The 20,397-nt window shown below is 68.5% G+C and carries 21 protein-coding genes and 1 riboswitch; of the genes, 12 read left to right on the top strand and 9 right to left on the bottom strand.

Features of this window, described 5'->3' with window-relative positions:
• Positions 1 to 96: 96 nt before the first annotated feature.
• The 9 genes from ACGFH6_RS34935 (at position 97) to ACGFH6_RS34895 (ending at position 9,346) form a co-directional block, all read left to right on the top strand.
• A complete protein-coding gene (locus tag ACGFH6_RS34935) occupies positions 97 to 1,440 on the top strand; it encodes a PspC domain-containing protein (RefSeq protein ID WP_393392726.1) in 1,344 nt (447 codons plus the stop codon).
• Positions 1,437 to 1,616 (top strand): hypothetical protein, encoded by a 180-nt coding sequence (locus ACGFH6_RS34930; RefSeq protein WP_131352940.1) that lies wholly within the window; start codon positions 1,437 to 1,439, stop codon positions 1,614 to 1,616. Before ACGFH6_RS34935 ends, ACGFH6_RS34930 begins: the two co-directional genes overlap by 4 nt.
• Before the next feature lie 336 nt (positions 1,617 to 1,952).
• The gene (locus tag ACGFH6_RS34925) at positions 1,953 to 2,153 is read left to right on the top strand and encodes a cold-shock protein (RefSeq protein ID WP_131352941.1); all 201 of its coding nucleotides are present in this window, start codon (positions 1,953 to 1,955) and stop codon (positions 2,151 to 2,153) included.
• A gap of 152 nt (positions 2,154 to 2,305) precedes the next feature.
• The gene (locus tag ACGFH6_RS34920) at positions 2,306 to 3,460 is read left to right on the top strand and encodes an L-histidine N(alpha)-methyltransferase (RefSeq protein ID WP_393392722.1); all 1,155 of its coding nucleotides are present in this window, start codon (positions 2,306 to 2,308) and stop codon (positions 3,458 to 3,460) included.
• Positions 3,457 to 4,032, top strand: a complete 576-nt coding sequence (locus ACGFH6_RS34915; RefSeq protein ID WP_393392719.1) for a hypothetical protein — start codon at positions 3,457 to 3,459, stop codon at positions 4,030 to 4,032. Before ACGFH6_RS34920 ends, ACGFH6_RS34915 begins: the two co-directional genes overlap by 4 nt.
• A 114-nt stretch (positions 4,033 to 4,146) precedes the next feature.
• Complete coding sequence (locus tag ACGFH6_RS34910; RefSeq protein WP_393392716.1) at positions 4,147 to 6,168, top strand: hypothetical protein; 2,022 nt, start codon at positions 4,147 to 4,149, stop codon at positions 6,166 to 6,168.
• A gap of 99 nt (positions 6,169 to 6,267) precedes the next feature.
• The gene (locus tag ACGFH6_RS34905; protein ID WP_393392713.1) at positions 6,268 to 7,536 is read left to right on the top strand and encodes an ABC transporter substrate-binding protein; all 1,269 of its coding nucleotides are present in this window, start codon (positions 6,268 to 6,270) and stop codon (positions 7,534 to 7,536) included.
• On the top strand, positions 7,533 to 8,474 hold the full coding sequence (locus tag ACGFH6_RS34900; protein WP_393392710.1) for a carbohydrate ABC transporter permease: 942 nt from the start codon (positions 7,533 to 7,535) through the stop codon (positions 8,472 to 8,474). Before ACGFH6_RS34905 ends, ACGFH6_RS34900 begins: the two co-directional genes overlap by 4 nt.
• A complete protein-coding gene (locus tag ACGFH6_RS34895) occupies positions 8,474 to 9,346 on the top strand; it encodes a carbohydrate ABC transporter permease (protein WP_393392707.1) in 873 nt (290 codons plus the stop codon). The genes ACGFH6_RS34900 and ACGFH6_RS34895 overlap by 1 nt, the downstream gene beginning before the upstream one ends.
• On the opposite strand, the gene ACGFH6_RS34890 is transcribed toward ACGFH6_RS34895, so the two are convergent.
• The 4 genes from ACGFH6_RS34890 to ACGFH6_RS34875 all read right to left on the bottom strand — a co-directional run bounded on the left by ACGFH6_RS34890 (position 9,336) and on the right by ACGFH6_RS34875 (position 12,417).
• Entirely contained in the window at positions 9,336 to 9,827 is a 492-nt protein-coding gene (locus tag ACGFH6_RS34890; protein ID WP_393392704.1) for a hypothetical protein, read from the bottom strand. The genes ACGFH6_RS34895 and ACGFH6_RS34890 overlap by 11 nt on opposite strands.
• Complete coding sequence (locus ACGFH6_RS34885) at positions 9,814 to 10,932, bottom strand: hypothetical protein (protein ID WP_393392701.1); 1,119 nt, start codon at positions 10,930 to 10,932, stop codon at positions 9,814 to 9,816. The genes ACGFH6_RS34890 and ACGFH6_RS34885 overlap by 14 nt, the downstream gene beginning before the upstream one ends.
• Positions 10,933 to 10,948: 16 nt before the next feature.
• Positions 10,949 to 11,359 carry a hypothetical protein gene (locus ACGFH6_RS34880; RefSeq protein ID WP_393392698.1) on the bottom strand — a complete coding sequence of 137 codons (411 nt, stop codon included), beginning with the start codon at positions 11,357 to 11,359 and terminating at the stop codon, positions 10,949 to 10,951.
• Between the two features lie 83 nt (positions 11,360 to 11,442).
• The gene (locus tag ACGFH6_RS34875; protein WP_393392695.1) at positions 11,443 to 12,417 is read right to left on the bottom strand and encodes an LLM class flavin-dependent oxidoreductase; all 975 of its coding nucleotides are present in this window, start codon (positions 12,415 to 12,417) and stop codon (positions 11,443 to 11,445) included.
• Between the two features lie 96 nt (positions 12,418 to 12,513).
• Here ACGFH6_RS34875 and ACGFH6_RS34870 point away from each other — a divergent pair, with 96 nt between their 5' ends.
• The 3 genes from ACGFH6_RS34870 (at position 12,514) to ACGFH6_RS34860 (ending at position 15,890) form a co-directional block, all read left to right on the top strand.
• The gene (locus ACGFH6_RS34870) at positions 12,514 to 13,629 is read left to right on the top strand and encodes a mandelate racemase/muconate lactonizing enzyme family protein (RefSeq protein WP_393392692.1); all 1,116 of its coding nucleotides are present in this window, start codon (positions 12,514 to 12,516) and stop codon (positions 13,627 to 13,629) included.
• An 8-nt stretch (positions 13,630 to 13,637) separates the two neighbouring features.
• Positions 13,638 to 14,600, top strand: a complete 963-nt coding sequence (locus tag ACGFH6_RS34865) for a dihydrodipicolinate synthase family protein (RefSeq protein WP_393392689.1) — start codon at positions 13,638 to 13,640, stop codon at positions 14,598 to 14,600.
• 66 nt (positions 14,601 to 14,666) lie between these two features.
• Positions 14,667 to 15,890 (top strand): hypothetical protein, encoded by a 1,224-nt coding sequence (locus tag ACGFH6_RS34860; protein ID WP_393392687.1) that lies wholly within the window; start codon positions 14,667 to 14,669, stop codon positions 15,888 to 15,890.
• A gap of 7 nt (positions 15,891 to 15,897) precedes the next feature.
• On the opposite strand, the gene ACGFH6_RS34855 is transcribed toward ACGFH6_RS34860, so the two are convergent.
• From ACGFH6_RS34855 to ACGFH6_RS34835, 5 genes are all read right to left on the bottom strand, one after another.
• Positions 15,898 to 16,923, bottom strand: a complete 1,026-nt coding sequence (locus tag ACGFH6_RS34855; protein ID WP_393392684.1) for a zinc-dependent alcohol dehydrogenase family protein — start codon at positions 16,921 to 16,923, stop codon at positions 15,898 to 15,900.
• A 13-nt stretch (positions 16,924 to 16,936) separates the two neighbouring features.
• Positions 16,937 to 17,317, bottom strand: a complete 381-nt coding sequence (locus ACGFH6_RS34850) for a VOC family protein (RefSeq protein ID WP_393392681.1) — start codon at positions 17,315 to 17,317, stop codon at positions 16,937 to 16,939.
• A 50-nt stretch (positions 17,318 to 17,367) separates the two neighbouring features.
• Positions 17,368 to 17,643 (bottom strand): ubiquitin-like small modifier protein 1, encoded by a 276-nt coding sequence (locus ACGFH6_RS34845; RefSeq protein WP_360451231.1) that lies wholly within the window; start codon positions 17,641 to 17,643, stop codon positions 17,368 to 17,370.
• A complete protein-coding gene (gene thrC / locus ACGFH6_RS34840; protein WP_393392678.1) occupies positions 17,640 to 18,902 on the bottom strand; it encodes a threonine synthase in 1,263 nt (420 codons plus the stop codon). The genes ACGFH6_RS34845 and thrC overlap by 4 nt, the downstream gene beginning before the upstream one ends.
• 13 nt (positions 18,903 to 18,915) lie before the next feature.
• Positions 18,916 to 19,053, bottom strand: a riboswitch (SAM riboswitch).
• Positions 19,054 to 19,144: 91 nt separating this feature from the next.
• Positions 19,145 to 20,374: a cation:proton antiporter gene (locus ACGFH6_RS34835; RefSeq protein WP_393392675.1), complete on the bottom strand. Its 1,230-nt coding sequence runs from the start codon at positions 20,372 to 20,374 to the stop codon at positions 19,145 to 19,147.
• Between the last annotated feature and the right edge of the window lie 23 nt (positions 20,375 to 20,397).

The raw sequence follows: 20,397 nt of genomic DNA, 5'->3' as shown, positions 1-20,397 counted from the left end.
GAACCCCGAACCGGTGCTCGACTCCTGGCGACTCCGGGGGTGCTCAGGGGGTATCCCCGATGTTGTACCGCCGCCGAGCGAGCCAGTATCGATGACATGGAGCAGAACTCGAGCGGGCCCGGTGGGTTCGACCGCAGCCGCCTGCAGGACGTGCAGACGTGGCAGCGTAGCCGGTCGGACCGGATGGTGGCCGGTGTCTGCGGCGGGATCGGCCGCGCGCTGAACATCGACCCGGTGCTGATCCGCGTGGTGATGGCGGTGCTCATCATCAGCGGACCCGGGATCATCTTCTACATCGCCGCCTGGGTGCTGATGCCCGACGAGGGCAGCCAGCGCTCCGCGGCCCAGGGTCTGCTCGGCGACCGGGTCCGGCCCGACCACCCGTGGCTGTGGCCGGTCATCATCGGCGTCTGCGTGTTCGTCGCCATCGCGATGATGTCGTCGTTCAACATCGGCCGGTTCGTCCCCGGGCCGCTGATCGTGCTCGCCGTGATCTGGCTGGTCGCGCGGCACCGCCGGAGGGATCGGCGTGGCCGGCGCGCAGGCTGGGCCGGTCCCGGCATGCAGTGGCAGGGCGGCCAGCCCACCGCACCGGGTCCGCAGGACTCCACTGCGGCCAACCAGCAGCCGATGACCGGCACCTCGGCGTACATGTCACCCCAGAACGGCCCGTCAGCTCCCCCGGCGGGTCCGTCGTCCTCGGCCACACAGAGACCCCAGGACCGCACCGTCGAACCGGTCCAGGCTGTGTGGACCGAGGACGACCCCCTCGGCCTGTACGTCGACGAGCCGCCGGCCGGGCCGCCGTCGGAGCCGGCCCGGGCCGCGAAGGCCGAGCCGCCCGCCAAGGGCATGCGCGGGGTCAAATCGATCATCGTCGTGCTGACCGGTATCGCGATCGCGATCGCCGCGGCCGCCGGTGCCTCGACTGCCACCATGCTGATCATCGGCCTGATCACCCTGGGCGGCGGCATGCTGGTCGGTGGCTTCGTCGGAAAGACCGTCGCGCTGCTGCCGCTGGGCATCCTGCTCGCCGTCGGCGCGATCGTCAGCACCGTGTTCACGGAGGTACCGCGCAACTTCGCCGACACCAACTACGTCGCGCCGACCGGTGAGAAGATCGGGGCGACCGGGCAGTCGTACACCTTCGATGCCGGGTCGGTGCACCTGGACCTGACCAAGGCCACCTTCGCACCGGGTGCGAAGGTAGAGGTGCACGGCGGCGTCGGCGAGGTCGTGGTGAAACTGCCGGAGACCGTGGACATCGACGGCAACCTGACCACCAAGATGGGTGACGTGAGCTGGCTGAACGAGCACCACGGCGGCCGGAACGCGGAACTGACCATCAAGGACCTGGGCCCCGACGGCAAGGCCGGGCCGCAGCAGGTCACCCTCGACCTCGACCTCAAGGTCGGCAGCATCACAGTGGAGCGCGGATGAGGAAGACGAAGCCGGACGTCCCGGGCGTCATCGCGGGCACCATTCTGTCCGGCGGCGCCACCGTCTGGATGCTGACCGACAACGGCGTCCTGCAGACCGACGACCTCGGACTGACCGCCGCCCTCCTGCTCGTCGCCGCCGGCGTCATCGGCCTCGCCGCCTCCCACCGCGGCTGAGTTCGATGGACCGTCGTCGCGACGGTCCCTGAACTCCCCCGGCTCGCCGCCCTCGCCAACGCGGGCTTCCTGGCGATCGCGCTCGCCACAACCGGATGGTGTTCGTTGCCGGTGGCATCTTGCTGGCCGGAGGCCCGGCCACCGCGGCGCTCACCGTGGGCGCTGCGCTGGGTCCGCCGCGACGGTCGGTACGGCGCTGTGCGTCGCGATCACCGCCCACCTGGCAACCCCGCGGGATCGGAGGCTCGGCTAGGCTTGTGGACCGCTCATCGGCTTCGGCCGGGGCGAGTACCCGAGGGGCCCGGGTGAAGCGGGCCCCGTTGTCAAGGAGTTCCGATGGTGCGCGGCACCGTGAAGTGGTTCAACGCCGACAAGGGCTATGGCTTCCTTGCCGTCGACGGACAGGACGACGTCTTCGTCCACTGGAGCAAGATCGTCTCCGACGGCTACAAGACGCTGGAGGACGGTCAGCAGGTCGACTTCCAGATCGTCGACGGGCCGAAGGGCCGCGAGGCCGACACGGTCACTCCGGTCTGACCGCGAAGGACCGACCGCGCGAAGGACCGACCGCGCCAGGGACCGATCGCGCAAAGCTGTTGCCCCCGGCCCACGCCGTTTCCCGCTTTCCGGACTGCACCGGGAGTCGTCAACCGATAACCTGACCACCTCACCTTGGGAGGGTCAGAGACGTGACAGAGCCGGTACCCGTCATCCGCAGGCTCGAGCAGGCGCTGGCCGACGACGACTTCGCCTGGTCGCTGCTGCTCGTCGGCGAGGACCAGACCGACAAGCTGGCCACGCTGACCGGCGACCTGCGCGGACCGTTCTCCAGGACCGGCGACGGCAAGCAGATCACCTCGGGCTTCTCCTACTGGGGTATCGGTCCGACGATCGCCTGGGCGAACGCGACCAACGACCCGTTCTACCTGGTGATGAAGGCCGGCGCGGAGTCGTTCCTGCGGCACTGGCGCAAGGTCCGCCCGCATGTCGAGAACGGCGGCTTCCACCTGGTCAGCCTCGGGGTCGGCACCGGCGTGAAGGACCGCACCATCCTCGGTGACATGCGCCGGCAGAACCGGAACATGTACTACATCCCGGTCGACATGAGCTCGGAGATGCTCCGGATGGGCACGCTGGAGTCGGTCCGCGGCGTCCGGTTCCCGATGTCGCAGGTGCTGCCGGTGCAGCTCGACTTCTCGATCGACGACAACATGAGCGAGCTGGCCCAGATGCTGGCGCGGCTGGTCGGCGAGGACCCGCTGCTGTTCACGCTGACCGGCAACACGCTGGCGAACTTCGAGAGCGACGAGGACCTGCTCCGCACCGTCACCCGAGGGCTGCGCCCGCAGGACCGGCTGCTGCTCGAGGTGGCCAGCACCAGCAGCCTGGACCAGGACGCCGCCAAGGCGGCAGCCGACGAGTACCACCAGACCCGGGCGTTCGCCGAGTTCGTCACCAGCGCACTGCGGTACAACACCGACCTGAAGATCGACAACGACCGGATCGACTTCCGTGGCGAGGTCGAGACCGACGACGCCCTGCGGGTGAAGATCGTCTGGCAGAACAACACCGGCGAACCGATCGTGATGGGTCTGCCCGACCACACCGAGGTGGTGCTGGACCCAGAGGACACGATCCTGCTGTACACGACCCGCAAGTTCTCCACCGAGCGGCTGAAGCGACTCACCGCCGCCTGTGACCTGACGCCGATCGAGCACGCGCACTCCGGTTTCCGGCACACCCGCCGGCCGAGCCCGTTCGGACTCGACCTGCTGCTACTCGCTCCGGGCACCGTCGAAGGCCCGGCCGTGACCACGCTCGCCGACGACATCTGGTCGACATGATCCCTGCCAGTGCGCGGCGGACGGTGGTCACCGCACTGAGCTACGGACTGCTGGGCCTCGCGTTCTCGCTGGGAGTGATCTGGTTCTTGTGGCCGGAGAACTCCCGCTGGGAGCCGGCGGTGAACTCGCTGACCCTGGTCGCCGGGCTGACCGGTATCTTCGTCGAGCGCCTGACCGCCGAGGCCGAACGTCGTACCGAAGTACTCCGGGCTGTCGCTGACGAACTGCAGGAGAACAAGCGGCTCCTGAACGACGAGCGGTTCTCTCCGGCGACGCCGACGACCCGGCAGGTGTACCCGCGGCTCGTGGTGTCCGCCGTGGACCTCGCGCTCGTCTCCGGGGCTCTCGGGTTGCACCGCGACTCGGAGCTGGTCGGTCTGCTGCACCGGTGGCGCGACACCGTGCACCTGTTCAACCGGCGGCTCGACCTGACCGAGATCAGCACGTTCTCCAACAGCATCTCGCCCGAGGAACTGGCCGCCTTCCACCGGGCCCTGCATCGGGAGAACAGCTACTTCGCCGCCACCCGGGACAAGCTCGAGACCCTGCTCACCCGGCTGCCCACGTCTTAACGGCTCAGACCGTAAACGGACCGTCCGCATTTGGCCTGAGCGGTTGACTTCGCCACATGCCCAGGGCTTCACTTTCGGACAGGACCGTAAATACGGCACCCCGGAGGCCTTCGCATGCGATCAGCCCGCTCGCTCATCGCGGTGGCACTTGCCGCCGTACTCGTGACGACCCTGACCACTCCCGCCCAGGCGAACCACCAGCAACCACCGACAGGCAAGCTCGTGTCACTCGGTATCCCGCTGTCCGACGTACTCCTGATCGGGGGCACCGTTGCCCCCGGCCCGAACGGCAAGACCGCGATCTGGAACGTGTCGACCGGCAGTCCGGCGTACCTGAACGCCGTCGACCCTGCCACCGGCGAGAGCCTGCTGTCCGCGGCGCTGCCCGGCGCCGACGGTAGCTACGCGGTCGCCGCGACCCCGGACGGGACGATCTACGTCGGCACGTACAACAACGGCCATCTCTATCGCCTGCGTCCCGGCTCCGGGACCACAGTCGAGGACCTCGGCCGCCCGATCGCCTCCGAGACGTTCATCTGGCGCATCACCACCGATGAGCAGGGCAACGTGTACGGCGGCACGTTCCCGAACGGCAAGGTGTTCCGGTACGACGACCAGACCGGCGCCGTCCGCGACTACGGCCAGCTGAAGGCCGGCCAGCCGTACGTCAAGAGCATCGACTACGCCGACGGCAAGATCTACACCGGCTCGCTGCCTGACGCGCACATCATGGAGCTCGACGTCGCCAGCGGAGCGATCACCGAACTGCCGTCGCCACCCGGGCTCGGCGACCCGACCGACAAGGTCGTGTACGACCTGAACGCCCGCGGGGGCCGCGTGTACGCCCGGATCAGCACCGCCTTCCCCGGCCCGCTGTACGTCTGGGACATCGCCTCTCGCACCTGGGTGGACGAGATCCCGAACGCGCACGGCCTGGACATCTCCCCGGTCGGCGCGAACGGCGAGATCTACCTGATCCAGGCCAGTGAGCTCAAGAAGTACGACCCGGCGACGAAGACACTGACCGGGACCGGCCTCACCTTCACCGGCCGGATCCAGAACGCCCGCGCGATCGGGTACGCCGACCTCGGCCTGCCCGACTACCCGGGCACGAGCGTCGTCGGCACGCTCTGGCGCGGCGAGGAGTTCCGGTACAACCCGCAGACCGGCAAGTCGGAGATCTTCGAGACCAAGGTCCGCCGCGAGCCGATCGAGATCCTGTCCGTCGCCGGCAGCAAGTCCAAGGTGTACGCCGGTGGGTTCCTGAACGGCGGCGTCTCCGTCGTCGACCCGGCCACCGGCGAAGCGACGTACAACAGGTTCTCCCAGACCGAGGCGCTGATGGAGGGCTCCGACGGCAAGCTGTGGATCGGCGCCTACCCGGAGGCCCGGCTGTACTCGTACGACCAGACGCAGCCCTGGAGCAGCCCGGAGTACTCCCCCGGACCGCCCGGTACGCCGGACAACCCGACACTGGCGGTCAATCTGCACTCCGAGCTGCAGACACGCGCCCGCGCCCTGGCCGAGGTGAACGGCAAGATCGCGGTCGGCACCGTCCCTGACGGCGACCGGCTCGGTGGCGTGCTGGCCATCTTCGACCCGAAGACCGGGACCACCCAGTCCTTCCGCAACGTGGTCCAGGACGAGAGCATCTTCGGCCTGACCGCCCGCCGCGGCATCGTCTACGGCGGTACCTCGATCGTCGGCGGACTGTCCACCACGCCGCCCACCCGGGACGCGGGCACGGTGTTCGCCTGGGACGCGGCCAAGTCCCGCAAGTTGTGGGAGACCGTGCCTGTGCCCGGTGCGGCCACGGTCTCGTCCGTCACGATCGGCCCGGACGGGCTGCTGTACGGCGTGGCCGGCAAGACCGCGTTCGCGGTGGACCCCCGAGACGGCAAGCTGGTCAGGTCCTTCACGCTCGGGACCACCACATCCAGCGGCGACATCGTCGCCACCAACGAGGCGGTGTACGTGAGCATCGACCTCGACAAGGTCTACCGGATCGCGCCGGGGAAGAAGCAGACCCCGACGCTGTTCGTCGAGCACGCCCACCGGCGGCTCGGGGTCCGGGGAGATCACCAGCTGCTGCTCACCAGCGGCTCCGAGCTGTTCCGAGTTGATATCAGCCGTTGACAGCCGAAATTCGACCCAGCTACTTTCGGTCCTGACCGTTATTCGGCGATCTGCTTTCCGGCCCTGACTTCCGGACACCCTGGGGGTGCGATGTCTTCCATGCTTCACACGACCGTCCGCCGCATCGCGGCACCACTCACGGCGCTCGTAATGGCCGCCGCACTCTCCTCGTGCGGCGGCGACTCGGGCTCCTCGTCGACCGAGACCAAGAGCATCACGCTCTGGATGTATCCGGTGATCGGCGACCAGGCGGCCAGCGACGCCTACTGGCAGAAGGTCGAGAAGGACTTCGAGGCCGCGAACTCCGGCATCGACCTGAAGCTGGAGATGCAGCCGTGGGCGAACCGGGAGGAGAAGGTCGCGGCGGCGTTCTCCGGCAAGAAGGGCCCGGACGTCCTGCTGATGATCCCCGACCAGATCCCGCAGTACGTCACCAACGGCTCGCTCGAGCCGGTCGACGACGTGGTGACGCCGGACAAGGACAAGTTCCTGCCGGCCGCGATCCCGGGCCTGAGCGTCGACGGCAAGGTGTACGGCGCACCGATCTACCACACCGTCACCTCGACGATGTACAACAAGACGATCCTGACCAAGGCCGGGATCACCACGCCGCCGGAGACCTGGGACGAGATCAAGGCCGCGGCGCCGAAGATCAAGGCGGCCGGGTTCTCCACCCTGGACTACTCCGCCTCGCCGGAGGCGTCGCTGAACCTGAACTTCTACCCGCTGTTGTGGCAGGCCGGCGGCAAGGTGTTCGCCGACGACGGCAAGTCCGTCGCCTTCAACCAGGCTCCGGGCCTGGAGGCGCTGACCTTCCTCAAGTCCCTGTGGGACGAGGGCGGCATCCCGAAGAGCGCACTGAGCAACGGGAACACCGTCGCCGACTCGCCGCTGGGCAAGGGCCAGGTGGCGATGGCCTTCACCAGTACGCCGGCCGACGCGGGCACCGTGGCGAAGACGTGGGGTGCGGCCAACATCGAGATCGGTACGCCGCTGACCGGTCAGAAGCAGGTCGGCTTCGGTCTGCCCGGCGGGCTCGTCCTGAACGCCGCCTCGGAGAACAAGGACGCCGCGAAGAAGTTCATGTCGTTCATGATCCAGCCGCCGCAACTCGAGGGGCTCAGCAAGGCGTCCGGGTTCTACACTCCGCGCACCGACGTGAAGGCGCCGGCCGCGGACGCGACCGCGGCGAAGTTCGCCGACGCTCTGCAGTACGCCTTCCCGGGTGAACCGAACCCGGCCGCCCGGCAGGTGAACTCGCTGCTCGGCGTCGAGATCCAGGCCGTGCTGACCGGCAAGAAGCAGCCGCAGCAGGCGCTCGACGACGCCGCCAAGCAGGCCAACGACCTCCTGTCGAGACAGCGTTGACCGTCACTCAGCAGGTGCGGGACGGCTCTCGCCGCCGCTCCGTCTTCTCCCGGTCCGCGTCGCCCGCAGGGCGGCGCGGACCGGGGCGGCGACCTTGGGTCGGGCTGCTGTTCGTGGCCCCAATGCTGGCGTTGTTCCTGGTGTTCCGGTTCCTGCCGGTGGTCGGCGCGTTCCTGCTCTCGCTCACCGACTACCGGCTCAGCGGCCGCTGGACCTTCGTTGCCGTGGACAACTACACCCGGCTGCTCCAGGACGACCTGTTCCGGCAGAGCCTGGTGGTCACCCTCACCTACACGGTGATCTTCGTCCCGCTGACCGTGCTGCTGTCGCTGGGCACCGCGATCATGTTGCAGCAGGTGGTCTGGAACCGCGGCTTCTTCCGCAGCGTGTTCTTCCTGCCGTACGTGACCAGCATCGTGCTGGCCGCGGTCATCTGGAAGTGGATCTACGACGCCCAGGACGGCCTGCTGAACGCGGTCCTCGGGCTGGTGTCGGTCGGGCCGGTGGACTTCCTCGGCCAGTCCGGGTCGGTGCTCCCGTCGATCGCGGTGACGTCGGCCTGGAAGGGCTTCGGCTACTCGATGCTGATCCTGCTGGCCGGGCTCCAGGCGGTGCCGAAGTCGTACCTCGAGGCGGCCATGATCGACGGCGCCGGCAGCTGGCAGCGGTTCCGCTACATCACGCTGCCGCAGCTGCGGCCGGTGCTGTTCTTCGTGCTGGTGATCGAGACCATCGGCGCGTTCCAGGTGTTCGACGCGATGTACGTGATGACCGGCGGCGGACCGGTCCGCTCCAGCTACTCGCTCGTCTACCTGCTCTACGACAGCGGATTCAAGTACTTCGACTTCGGCTACGCCAGTGCGATCGGACTGGTGCTGTTCCTGATCGTGCTCATCGTCTCGCTCGTACAGCGACGGCTCGTCGGGAGGGACGACTGATGGTGAACCTGCTCGAACGACCCAAGGTCCAGGACCGGACCGAGTCGCCGCGGGTCGACCGCCGCCCGGTCGCCCGGCTCACCCTGCCGACGCTGCTGGCACTGACCGCGATCGTCACCGTCGTGCCGTTCGCGGCCATGGTCCTGGTCGCGTTCGCTCCGCCGAGCGGCCGGACGTTCCCGGACGCGCTCAACCCGGGCAACTTCACGTTCGAGAACTTCGAGCGGGTGCTGTCCAGCTCGGACATCCCGCGCTGGACGGTCAACTCGCTGCTGTACTCGCTGGTGTCGGTCGTCTGCGTGCTGCTGTTCGCCTCGATGGCGGGCTACGCCTTCGCGAAGAAGCGGTTCCCCGGCCGGGACATCATGTTCTGGGCCTTCCTGGCCACTTTGATGGTGCCGTTCCAGGCGACGCTGATCCCGTCGTACATCCTGGTCTCGCGGCTGGACTGGGTGGACAGCTTCTGGGGTCTGATCGTGCCCACGCTGGCGAACTCGCAGGCGGTGTTCCTGCTGCGGCAGTTCATCAGCCAGTTGCCGGACGAACTGTTCGAGGCGGCCGAGATCGACGGTGCGCCCGAGTGGCGGATCTTCACCCAGATCGTGCTGCCGCTGATCCGGCCCGCGCTGGCCACGCTCGGCATCTTCGTGTTCCTGTGGCACTGGAACGACTTCCTCTGGCCGCTGGTGATCGGCCAGTCCGCGGAGATGCAGACGCTGACGGTCGGCCTCGCGACACTGCAGACGCAGGCGGTGCCGATCAACCAGGTGATGGCCGGCGCGACCATCACCGTCGTACCGAGTCTGCTCGTGTTCGGCCTGCTGCAGCGCTACCTGACCGACAGCATCGCGATGTCCGGGCTCAAGGGCTGACCTCGGGATCGCTCTCGCGGATGACGCGCATCTCGTCGCCGTGGACGGTCAGCGCCCAGATGACCAGGATGTCGACCGCGATCATGATCATCGACCAGATCGGGTACGCCGCGAGGAACGCCACGTTGACCATGACACTGACCACCGCCAGGACCACGCCGACGATTCGGCCCCACAACCGGCCGTTCAGCAGCCCGATCCCGGCCGCGATGACGACCAGCCCCATGAACAGGTGGATCCAGCCCCAGCCCGTGTAGTTGAGGTGGATGCTGAGACCACGTCTGCCGACCAGGAAGTAGTCGTCCTCGAACAGCGCGATGAACCCCTGGAACGCGTGGAACATGCCGAGCACGATCATCATCACGCCGGCGAAGAGGATCCAGCCGACCCACCGGCTCGGCCATTCCGGAACCTCGACCTCACCGGGCGCCGGCGGTTGCCGGTGCCTCGCCGCGGTGGGGTTGGCATCAGTCTCCGACATCGTGACCTCCTACTCGTGGTGGCGGGGGTTGCACGGCCTCCGGATGGGCGGCGCGGTAGTCGGCGACCGGGTGGTACCGGTCGTAGAGCATGGTCAGGATGCTCACCAGGAAGACGAAGAAGAGGGTGTCGGACAGCCGCAGATCGCCGTTCCCGCGCCGCAGCAGCACCTCGGCGAGGACGACCAGTCCGACATTGACCGCGAAGACCGCGGCGAAGGAGATCATCGCGGAGTCCCACCCGTAGCCCCGCCGGGCCGACCAGAGCCCGATCGCGGAGTTCAGGACGACGAAGACGGCGATACCGAAGAACAACCGGAGATCGCTCGTCTCGACCCCCGGCAGCACCCGTCCGTAGATCACGCTGATCAGGCCGATCAGGAAGATCTTCTCCAGGGAGGCCAGGTCGAACACCTTGCGGTGCGCGGCCTGGTACGCGGCGCGTTCGCTGGCCTCGTCGATCTCGACCGGCAGCGGGTCGGCCGCCAGTCGCAGTGGCCAGTCGGCCGGACTGAGCCGGGGCCGGACCACGAACCACAGGACTGCGGCGAGGGCGAGGATCGCCACCACCAGGGCCGGCAGGAACCACGAGACGTCGCGGATGGTGTCGGTCAGGTCCAGCTGGGCGATGTGGATCCAGTACTCCTGCGGCAGCTTGATGAAGATCCAGATCCCACCGGCCACCAGCACCCAGAACCGGAACGAGTAGCGCAGCGGATTACGCCGGGCGCGGACCAGTTCGTAGGCGATGAAGAAGTACTCGAACGTGTTCGGGAACAGCAGGAGCAGGAACCTGGCGCCGCTGAGCTCGAAGGCCACCACACCGATCTGGCGGTAGAAGAACAGGAACCGGCTGATCTTGACCGCCGACAGGTTGGTCCAGTTCCGCAGGCTGGCCAGGTACGCGATGGACAGGTAGAAGACGTCCATCGCCTTGTCGTAGCTCTGGTAGTTCGGCGGGTCGAATCCGAAGGTCTGGAAGATGGTCTGGTCGACGCCGTCCAGCAACAGGCAGGCGACGATCGCGGGCAGCGGGAAGCGCGGGATGAGCAGCGGCAGGAGGAACCGCGCCAGCACCACCGTCCAGAAGACAACGTCGACGCCCATGTCCGCGGGGACCCGGTCAGGTGTGGATCATTCTCGGCCGGGTGAGGGCCCAGATCACCCAGACGTCGAGCGCGATCACCAGCAACGACCACACCGGCGCGTAGGGAATGAAGAAGAAGTTGTCGATCGCGCTCAGGATGGCGAGGACCAGCGCCGTCACCCCGGCCCAGGTGGCCCGGTAGAACAGGCCGAAGCCCGCCGCCACCATGAGCAGGCCGAGGAGCAGGTGGATCCAGCCCCAGGCCGTCGTGTCGAGGTGGAAGGCGTACCCCTGGGCGGTCACGAAGTACCGGTCGTCGATGATCGCGGCGAGCCCGGCGATCACCTGGAACGCGCCGATCAGGACCATCATGGTCGCGGCGAACATGACACCGGTCATGGCGAACACGGACTGCTGCCGCCGGTCGTTGGTCTCTTCCTGGGTCATCTGCGCCCACCCCTCAGTGGCCGGCCACCCCGAATGGGTGCCGAGTGCTCATCGACACTAAGCGCGCACAGGCGGTCAGGGGATCATCCGAGTTGGGTGATGTCCCCGAAGGCTTCGATCGAGCGGAGTACGTCGGCCTGCGGCATCCCGGGCGGCTGGATCCGCAGGATGATGCCGTCGGCACCCATCTCCTCGTAGTGGGCCAGTCGCTCGGCGCACTCGGCCGGGGACCCGATCACGCTGCGTGCGGCGATGTCGTCCCAGCCCTGCGTGTAGCGGCTCGCGTCCGTCGAGGTGCGCTTCCAGCCGGTGTAGGCGTCGTACAGGTCGCGCAGCGGCTCCTCCAGCGCCTGCCGGGCGTCCTGCGAGGTCGGGGCACAGAAACCCTCCCGGCAGAGGATCACCTCGGCACCGAGCGTGCCCTCGCCGCGCGGGTACGACAGGTACTCGGCGATCTTGTCCGGCAGGTCGGAGTCCAGTTCGTTGAACGACGTGGTCCAGCCGTCGCACATCCGCGCGGTCCGCTCGAGGACGGCGGACACCCGGCCGCCGTTCCACAGCCGCGGCCGCGGGCTCTGCACCGGACGCGGCGAGAGGTACGCCTCCTGGATGCTGGTGAACTTGCCGTCGTACGAGACCTCGTCCTCGGTCCAGAGCCGGGTGACGATCTCCAGGCACTCCTCGAACCGCGCGACCCGCTCCGGCTGCGTCACGCCATACAGGGCGAACTCCTCCGGCCGGTAGCCGAGCACGAAGCCGGCGGTGACGCGGCCGCCGGACAGTACGTCGAGGTGCGCGAGGGTCTCGGCCAGGACGACGGGGTGGTAGAGCGGGGCAACGATCCCGGCGGTGGCGATCCCGATCCGCTCGGTCTTCGCCGCCAGCCAGGTCAGCGAGGTGAGGATCTCGTGGTACCCGGGCCGGTGCAGGTGCCGTTCCCCGAGCACGATCCACTCGAACCCGGCCTGCTCGGCCAGCCGCGCCTGCTCGACCGCGTCCTCCAGCCGGGGCCGTTCGCCGGGGGTGCCGTAGAGGTTCAGATAGAGACCCAGGCGCATCGGGGTGCCACCTTCCGTTGACAGAGAGCGCTCGCGGTATTTACGGTCTTGACCGTAAATGCTTTCGCGACAGATTGCGACCCTTAGGAGCCGGAATTGAGTGTTGCATCGCATCCGGTCGGGTTGCCCGCCGGGACCGGCTCGGGGCCGATCAGCGCGATCAAGACCCGAGTGGTGAGCGCGCGGTACCGCCGGCCGTTCCGGATCAGCAGCGGGACCAGCACGGAACTGGTCAGCCTGGTCGTCGAGGTGCACACCGCCGACGGCGCCATCGGCATCGGTGAGACCTCCCCGATGACGGCGTACACCGGGGAGACGCTGGCCGGGGTCACCGCCGCGATCGAGGAACATCTCGCCCCGGCTCTGATCGGCCACGACCCGCTCGACCGAGCCGGGGCGCATGTGGTGATGGACACAGTCCTGCGCGGTCAGCAGGTGGCCAAGTCCGGCCTCGACATCGCGCTCTTCGACCTGGCCGGCCGGATCAGTGGCTGGCCGGTGCACACGCTGCTCGGCGGCAGCGTCCGGGACCGGGTGCAGACGACCTGGGTGGTCGGGCTGGGCACGCTGGACGAGATGGCGGCCGAGGCCGCCGAGTACTCCGCCAAGGGCTTCAGCCATCTGAAGGTCAAGGGCGGCCATGTACCGGCCGACGACCTGGAACTGATCCGCGCGGTCCGCTCGGTCATCCCCGCCGACGCCGAACTGTGTCTCGACGCCAACGAGGGGTACGACGCGACCGCGCTGCCGTACCTGGCGAAGATGGCGGACGCCGGTCTGACGCTGCTGGAGCAGCCGCTGCCGCGGTGGGACCTGGACGGCCTGGTCCGGCTGCGTGAGCGCCTCGACGTACGGCTGATGGTCGACGAGAGCATGCACTCGCTGCACGACGCTCTCGAGATCGCCCGCCGTGGTGCGGCCGACGTACTGAACATCAAGATCCTCAAGGTCGGCGGACTGCACCGCGCCCTGCAGATCGCGAACGTTGCCGAGGCTGCCGGGCTGGCCGTGAAGGTAGGCTCCATGCCGGAGCTGGGCGTAGCCACGCTGGCCGCGGTTCACCTGGCCGCCGCCGTACCGGGAGCCACTGTCGCGGCCGATCTGGTCGGTCCGCTGATGGTGCACGAGGATCCACTCGCTCCGACCGTCTTCGCCGACTGTGACGGCTGGATCGACGTACCCAAGCGACCAGGCCTCGGCCACGACGTCTGAGAGGTCCCATGCACGCACTCGTCTCACGGCTCCGCGGCACGTTGCTTCCCGCGGTCGTCACTCCGATGTCCTCCGAGGGTGTCGTCGCGTACGACGTACTGGCCTCGTACGCCGGTGCTCTCGCTGCTCAGCCCATCGGCGGGCTGGCCGTCTGGGCTCACACCGGGCGGGGGCTCTACCTGACGGCGGCTGACCGGTCCAAGGTGCTGGAGACGTGGCGACAGGCCACGGACCTCCCGATCGTCACGGGGGTCGGCGTACCCAGGTCCGAATCGGCTCAGAGCCTGCAGGAGGCTTCCGACGCGACTGTGGCGATGGCACAGCAGGCGGCAGCGGGTGGAGCCGATGCGGTGATGGTCTACCCGCTGGCTGCTCTCGGAGACCTACCGGACGGGCATGCGCAGGCGGTGGCACTACACGAGCGCGTGGCGGCCGAGAGCGGGCTGCCGCTGGTCGGCTTCTATCTGCACGGGGAGGCGGGCGGGTACCCGTACTCGCCTGAGCTGATCCGCGACCTGCTGAGCCTGGACTCCATGCTCGGGGTCAAGACGGCCACTCTGGACCGCGCCATCGGCTGCCAGGACGCCATCTGGGCCGGGCGCGGCACCGGAAAGCTCCTGATCACCGGCGAGGACCGGATGTACGGCCCGTCGTTCATGTGGGGCGCTGACACGGCTCTGGTCGGGATCGCCGCGGCTCAGGTCGAGCTGTCGGCCGCCGTACTGCGGACTTGGACGTCAGGCGACCACAGCGGCTTCCTGACGGCCTCCGACCGGCTGGACCGCTTCGCTGCGGCGACCTTCTACGCACCTATCGAGGGCTACGTGCAGCGGATGCTCTGGGCGGCCGTGTGGGAGGGCCTGATCCCGGAGGACGCGGCCCACGACCCCTACGGCCCGGAACTGCCGGCGAGTGAGCGCGACCTGGTGATCCGCTGCCTCGAGGAACTCAGCCACTATCCTGCGATTTAAGGGCCAGACCAGAAGTCTTCGAAGGAGTGCCGTGCAGATGAGCTCAGCCCCTGGCGCGGTGGCCTGATGGCCCTCACCGTCGGCGTCGTCGGCCCCGAGGACCTGGTCCAGCGTGTCATCGCCGTCGGTCCGCCGAGCGGTGCGAATCTGCTCCCACTGCCCTACCGGCACGAGACCGAAGCGGTCGAACTGGTCGAGCAGGCACACGAGAAGGTCGACGCGCTGCTGTTCACCGGCGTCGTGCCGTACACCATCGCCACCGAGGCCGGCGTGATCGACCGGCCCGCGATGTACGTCTCGTACGACGGCGCCACGCTGCTGCGTGCGCTGGTCGAGCTGCTTCGGCTCGGTCACAACGTGACCCAGTTCTCCATCGACACCCTGCGCCGCAGCGAGGTGATGGAGACGCTGATCGAGGCCAAGCTCCCGACCGACCAGATCCAGGTGCTGCCGTACCGGCCCGGCCTGACGTCCGACGACATCGTCGAGTTCCACCGGACCGCGCGGGACAAGCACGACACCAAGGTCGCGATCAGTTGCCTCGGCTCCGCCTTTCACCTGCTCGAGAACGAGATGCCCTCGGTCCGGCTCGCACCGTCGCGGTACTCGATCCGGTCGACGTTGCAAGCTCTGGTTCTGACGACGACCGGCCAGCACGTCGGCGACGCGCAGGTCGCGCTCGGCGTCATCGACCTCCCCGAGCCGGACGACGCCCTGGCCGCCGACCTGATCACGCTCGGCGGCAGTCTGGCCCTGCTCCCCGACGGCCGGCACCTGGTCGTGACCACCCGCGGCCTGCTCGAGCAGGCGACCGAACAGTTCTCCCGGATGCCCCTCCTCGACCACCTCGCCGCAAGACACAGCACGGCGTACGTCGGCTTCGGTGTCGGACGTACTGCGGCCGAGGCAGAGGCACTCGCCCGTCGGGCGGTCAGCCGGGCGGGCTCGATCGGCACGGTCGCCGGGGTGGTGTCGATGTCCGACGACGTGGAGATCGTGATCGAGCCGTCCGGCGATCACCCGGCCGCCGCACGCGGCACCGAAAGCCTCCCACTCCTGGCGCGACGGGTCGGCCTCAACACGCAGACCCTGGCCCGGATGCGCGAGCTCACCGCCACCCTCCCCGACGGCCTCACCACCCAAGACGTCGCCGACCACCTGGCCGTCCAGCTCCGGACCGCCCGCCGGGTCCTCAAACGCCTCGAACGAGCCGGCCTCGCCGACCCCATCGGCAGCCAGCAACACGGCCGAACCGGCCGCCCACCCACCGTCTACCTCATCCGCTTGTAGCCGCCCATCAGCGGGTGCCGGGGTGGATGACGGTGACGCCGGCTGGGGTGCCGGTCGACAGGGCGGCCAGGGCGGCCGGAGTTTCGTCGAGCGTGATGGTGCGGGTGATCAGGTCCGCGGGCTTGAGGTTGCCGTTGGCAACTAAGGCGAGCATTTCGGGGTAGGCGTGCGCAGGCATGCCGTGGCTGCCGAGCCATTGGAGTTCCTGGCCGATGAGGCGGCCTACGTCCAGCTGCACTCCCGACGGCAGGAGGCCGACCTGGAGGTGGCGGCCACGGGGTTTCAGTGCGTGCAGGGCCTGCTGGACGATGTCGTTGGAGCCGAGAGCGTCCATCGTCACGTGTGCGCCACCGAGATCCCGGATCTCCTCCACGGTGGTCGACGAGGCTTGCAGCGTGTCGGATGCGCCGTACTCGCGGGCGAGCTTCAACGCATCGGGATTGGTGTCGACGGCGATCACCCGCGCACCGAGAGCCGCGGCGATCATGACGGCCGACAGACCGACGCCGCCGCAGCCGAAGATCACCACGTTCTCCCCGGCGACCACCTTGCCCACCTGGTGGATTGCGCGGAACGACGTGGCGAAGCGGCACCCGAGGCCGGCCGCGGTCGCGAAGTCCAAGTCGTCGGGGAGCCTGACGAGATTCACCTCGGCGTAGGGCACGGCGACGTACTCCGCGAACGAGCCCCAGTAGTTGAACCCAGGCTGCAGCTGATTCGGGCAGACCTGCTGATTCCCCTCGCGGCACTGCTCACACGCACCACACGCACAGATGAACGGCGTCGTCACCCGCTCCCCGACCCGCCACCCCTGTACGCCGGACCCGACCGCAGCGATCGTCCCGGCGAGCTCATGCCCCGGCACATGCGGCAACACGATGTCCGAGTCGTGTCCCATCCACCCGTGCCAGTCGCTCCGGCACAACCCGGTCGCCTCGACCTTCAGAACGACCGAACCATCCGCCGGCTCGGGCCGCGGAACCTCTTGTACGACGGGCAGTACGCCGTACTCCTCGACAACGACAGCGCGCATGGCGGCATCGTAGTCAGCCCACGCAGAACTCGTTGCCCTCGGGATCGAGCATCACGATGTGGCCGAGTTCGGGGCCGTAGAAGTCCTCCCGTACCTGGGTCGCGCCGAGCTCGACCAACGCGGCGGCCTTCGTGCGCATGCGTTGCGCGGAGGCGGCGTCGCGCTCGCCAGGACCGGCCACGCGGATGTCGATGTGCAGCCGGTTCTTCGAGGTCTTGGGCTCGGGCACCCGGAGGAACCCGATCGCCGGTCCCACGTCATCGGGATCGACGATCGAGGCTCCGTCCGGGTCGTCGTACCCGGGCTCGAGGATGTAGCCGAGCGCGGCCGCCCAGAACTCCGCCAGCCGCCGCGGATCGGCCGCATCCCCGCCAATGGTCCAGTGAGTCGCCATGCAGGCGACGCTAGCGCCCATTCCGGACGATGCACGCCCGGAACAACAGATCAGCCGCCGGCGACCGCGGGGATGATCGAGACCTGACCGCCGTCCTTGATCGAGGTCTGCAGGCCGTCGGCGAACCGTACGTCGTCATCGTCGACGTACACGTTCACGAACCGGCGCAGCTCACCCGACTCGTCCAGCACCCGGCCCTTGATCCCGGGGTAGGAGCTGTCCAGCGAGTCGAGCACCTCGACCAGCGTCGCGCCCTCGGCGGACACCTCGGACGCGCCCTGGGTGTAGGGCCGCAGGATGGTCGGGACCCGTACGCTCACGCTCACTGCAGGCCTGCCTTCACGAAGGCGTCGTACGACGCGGGGATGGTCACCTTGGGGCCGACCCGGTCGGCCACGGCGTCGAGCGTCTTCAGCCCGTCGCCGGAGTTGATGATCACCGTCTCGGCCTCGGGGTCGAGCTGACCGGTCTCGATCAGCTTCTTCAGCGTCGCGACCGTCACCCCACCCGCGGTCTCGGTGAAGATGCCCTCGGTCCGTGCCAGCAACTGGATGCCCTCGACCACTTCCTCGTCGCTGACGTCCGCGATCACACCGCCGGTACGGCGGGCGACGTCCAGCACGTACGGACCGTCGGCCGGGTTGCCGATCGCCAGCGACTTCGCGATCGTCGACGGCTTCACCGGCTTGACCACGTCGTGGCCGTCGCGGAACGCCTGCGCGACGGGCGAGCAGCCGGTCGCCTGCGCGCCGTACACCTTGTAGTCGGTGGCGTCGACAAGGCCGAGCTTGCCGAGCTCGGTGAAGCCCTTGTCGATCTTGGTCAGCTGCGAACCGGAGGCGACCGGGACGACGATCTGCTGCGGCAGCCGCCAGCCGAGCTGCTCGGCGATCTCGAAGGCCAGCGTCTTGGAACCCTCGGAGTAGTACGGGCGGACGTTGACGTTGACGAACGCCCAGCCCTCCTCCTCGCCGGCGATCTCCGACGCCAGCTTGTTCACGTCGTCGTAGTTGCCCTCGACGGCGACCAGGGTGCCGCCGTACACGGCGGTGGTGATCACCTTCGGGCGCTCGAGGTCGTGCGGGATGAACACGACCGAGCGGATGCCGGCCCGGGCGGCGGCCGCGGCGACGGCGTTGGCCAGGTTGCCGGTGGAGGGGCAGGCGAAGACCTTCATGCCGAGCTCGCGGGTGGCGCTCAGGGCGGACGCGACCACGCGGTCCTTGAAGGAGTGGGTCGGGTTGCCCGAGTCGTCCTTGACCCACAGTTTGCGAAGGCCGAGCTCGCGGGCGAGGTTGCCGGCGTCGATCAGCCGGGTGTAGCCCGGCTCGGTGTTCGGGAAGCTGGCCACGTCGACCGGGACGGGCAGCAGCGGCTGGTAGCGCCAGATGTTCTTGGGTCCGGCCTCGATCTGCTCGCGGGTGATCGCCGGGTAGTCGTACCCGACCTCGAGTGGACCGAAGCACTCCATACAGGCGTAGAACGGACCGAGCGGCGACTTCGCCCCACAGGCGCGACAGCTCAGGTGCGTACCGTTGCCGAAGGCACCTTCACGGATCGTGTGGGTGGCGGCGGTCAGGCTCATGAGTGAGGTTCCCCTCTCATCTTCCCCGGACCGGATCTCGGCGCGGGACGGATTTGGCACCGTTCCGCCGCGAGGGTCCCGGATTGGACCTCAACGGGGAGGGTTGCCGGGACGTCAACGGGCCGTTTCCCTCAGTCCCTCTGGATGAGCTCCCCCGAGATTACCCAATCGGGTCCATATTGTGTCTTCACTTCCCACCATCCGAGACGCCGGATCTCAGCGCCGTACCGCCTGGATCGGCATCACGGACTCCGCTGTTCCAGGAAGTGCATCACCGGCGTGGCCGCGATGCCGTGCAGGACGACGCTCAGGACCACGGTGAAACCGAGCGTCGCCCACAACCACGGCAGCTCGGAGCGGAAGTCCGCGCCGACCGCTGCAAGGTAGTACACCGACGACACTCCACGGACCCCGAAGGCCGCGGTCACCCAGCGCTCCGACCGGTCCAGCTCCGTCCGCGCGAGCGACAGCCAGGCAAGCAGCGGGCGCACCACCAGCACGAGCAGTACGCCGATCGCCGCGCCGGCCGGCGTGAGTGGCCCGAGCAGACCACCGGTGATCGCGACACCGAGGAGCAGCAACACTCCCCAGGTCAGGATGTGTTCGAGCTCACCGATGAAGTCGTGCAACTCCTCGTGGAAGTCGTGACGACGCTCGGCGGACCGGAGCGTGAGCGCCGCGACGAACACCGCGATGAAGCCGTAGCCGTGCAGGACCTCGGTGAGCCCGTAGACGCCAAGGGTCATGGCCAGCGCCAGCACCGGCTCTCGGGAGTCCGCCAGGCGGAAGCTCCGCGCCGGGGCCGAGAAGGTCATCCTCCCTAGCAACCAACCCGATCCGAAGCCGACGGCGACTCCGATGACCGACTTGCCGACCACGTCCCAGGCCAGCCACTCGACCGGCGAGAAGCTCTTGGCGGCGATGAACACGGCGAGGTAGACGAGCGGAGCGGCCAGACCGTCGTTCAGGCCGGCCTCGGAGGTGAGCGCGAACCGTACTTCGTCGTCCTCGTCGAGCTCGGCATCCTCTCCGGTGGTCGGCCCGCCGACCTGGACGTCGGACGCCAGCACCGGATCGGTGGGCGCCAGTACGGCGGCGATGAGCAGCGCCGTCGCCGGCGCGAGGCCGAGCAGCCAGCCGACTCCGGTCAACGCGGCGACCCCTGCGGGCATCGCGACGAACAGCAGTCGCCAGGTGACCCTCCACTGCAGCAGGCTGATCGGGCGGTCGATGGCCAGGCCGACGCCCATCAGGGCGACGATCACCGTCAGTTCGGCCAGGTGCTTGGTGACCTCGGGTTGGGCGAGCGGGCTGAGCTCCCGGTCGCCGACCGCCAGGCCGAGCAGCAGGCCGGCGCCGAGAAACGCGATCGGCGCGGAGACGGCGTACCGGCGAAGTAGACGCGGGAGCACTGCGCCGAGCAGCAGCGCCAGCCCTGCCACCAGGTAGAGCCCGTCCCCGTTGATTGTCATGGTGGCGCTCCAGTGCCCCGGCG

The organism is Kribbella sp. NPDC049227 (assembly GCF_043197265.1).
In the GTDB taxonomy this organism is placed as follows: Bacteria; Actinomycetota; Actinomycetes; order Propionibacteriales; family Kribbellaceae; genus Kribbella.
This window is presented reverse-complemented; position numbering and strand designations above follow the sequence as displayed.

Bases quoted from the DNA above. Each gene is read 5' to 3' on its own strand.
- ACGFH6_RS34880 (WP_393392698.1), bottom strand. From the start codon at position 11,359: ATGACCCAGGAAGAGACCAACGACCGGCGGCAGCAGTCCGTGTTCGCC.
- ACGFH6_RS34905 (WP_393392713.1), top strand. From the start codon at position 6,268: ATGCTTCACACGACCGTCCGCCGCATCGCGGCACCACTCACGGCGCTC.
- ACGFH6_RS34855 (WP_393392684.1), bottom strand. From the start codon at position 16,923: ATGCGCGCTGTCGTTGTCGAGGAGTACGGCGTACTGCCCGTCGTACAA.
- ACGFH6_RS34850 (WP_393392681.1), bottom strand. From the start codon at position 17,317: ATGGCGACTCACTGGACCATTGGCGGGGATGCGGCCGATCCGCGGCGG.
- ACGFH6_RS34925 (WP_131352941.1), top strand. From the start codon at position 1,953: ATGGTGCGCGGCACCGTGAAGTGGTTCAACGCCGACAAGGGCTATGGC.
- ACGFH6_RS34875 (WP_393392695.1), bottom strand. From the start codon at position 12,417: ATGCGCCTGGGTCTCTATCTGAACCTCTACGGCACCCCCGGCGAACGG.
- ACGFH6_RS34865 (WP_393392689.1), top strand. From the start codon at position 13,638: ATGCACGCACTCGTCTCACGGCTCCGCGGCACGTTGCTTCCCGCGGTC.
- ACGFH6_RS34890 (WP_393392704.1), bottom strand. From the start codon at position 9,827: ATGTCGGAGACTGATGCCAACCCCACCGCGGCGAGGCACCGGCAACCG.
- ACGFH6_RS34895 (WP_393392707.1), top strand. From the start codon at position 8,474: ATGGTGAACCTGCTCGAACGACCCAAGGTCCAGGACCGGACCGAGTCG.
- ACGFH6_RS34860 (WP_393392687.1), top strand. From the start codon at position 14,667: ATGGCCCTCACCGTCGGCGTCGTCGGCCCCGAGGACCTGGTCCAGCGT.
- thrC (WP_393392678.1), bottom strand. From the start codon at position 18,902: ATGAGCCTGACCGCCGCCACCCACACGATCCGTGAAGGTGCCTTCGGC.
- ACGFH6_RS34885 (WP_393392701.1), bottom strand. From the start codon at position 10,932: ATGGGCGTCGACGTTGTCTTCTGGACGGTGGTGCTGGCGCGGTTCCTC.
- ACGFH6_RS34835 (WP_393392675.1), bottom strand. From the start codon at position 20,374: ATGACAATCAACGGGGACGGGCTCTACCTGGTGGCAGGGCTGGCGCTG.
- ACGFH6_RS34930 (WP_131352940.1), top strand. From the start codon at position 1,437: ATGAGGAAGACGAAGCCGGACGTCCCGGGCGTCATCGCGGGCACCATT.
- ACGFH6_RS34915 (WP_393392719.1), top strand. From the start codon at position 3,457: ATGATCCCTGCCAGTGCGCGGCGGACGGTGGTCACCGCACTGAGCTAC.
- ACGFH6_RS34910 (WP_393392716.1), top strand. From the start codon at position 4,147: ATGCGATCAGCCCGCTCGCTCATCGCGGTGGCACTTGCCGCCGTACTC.
- ACGFH6_RS34935 (WP_393392726.1), top strand. From the start codon at position 97: ATGGAGCAGAACTCGAGCGGGCCCGGTGGGTTCGACCGCAGCCGCCTG.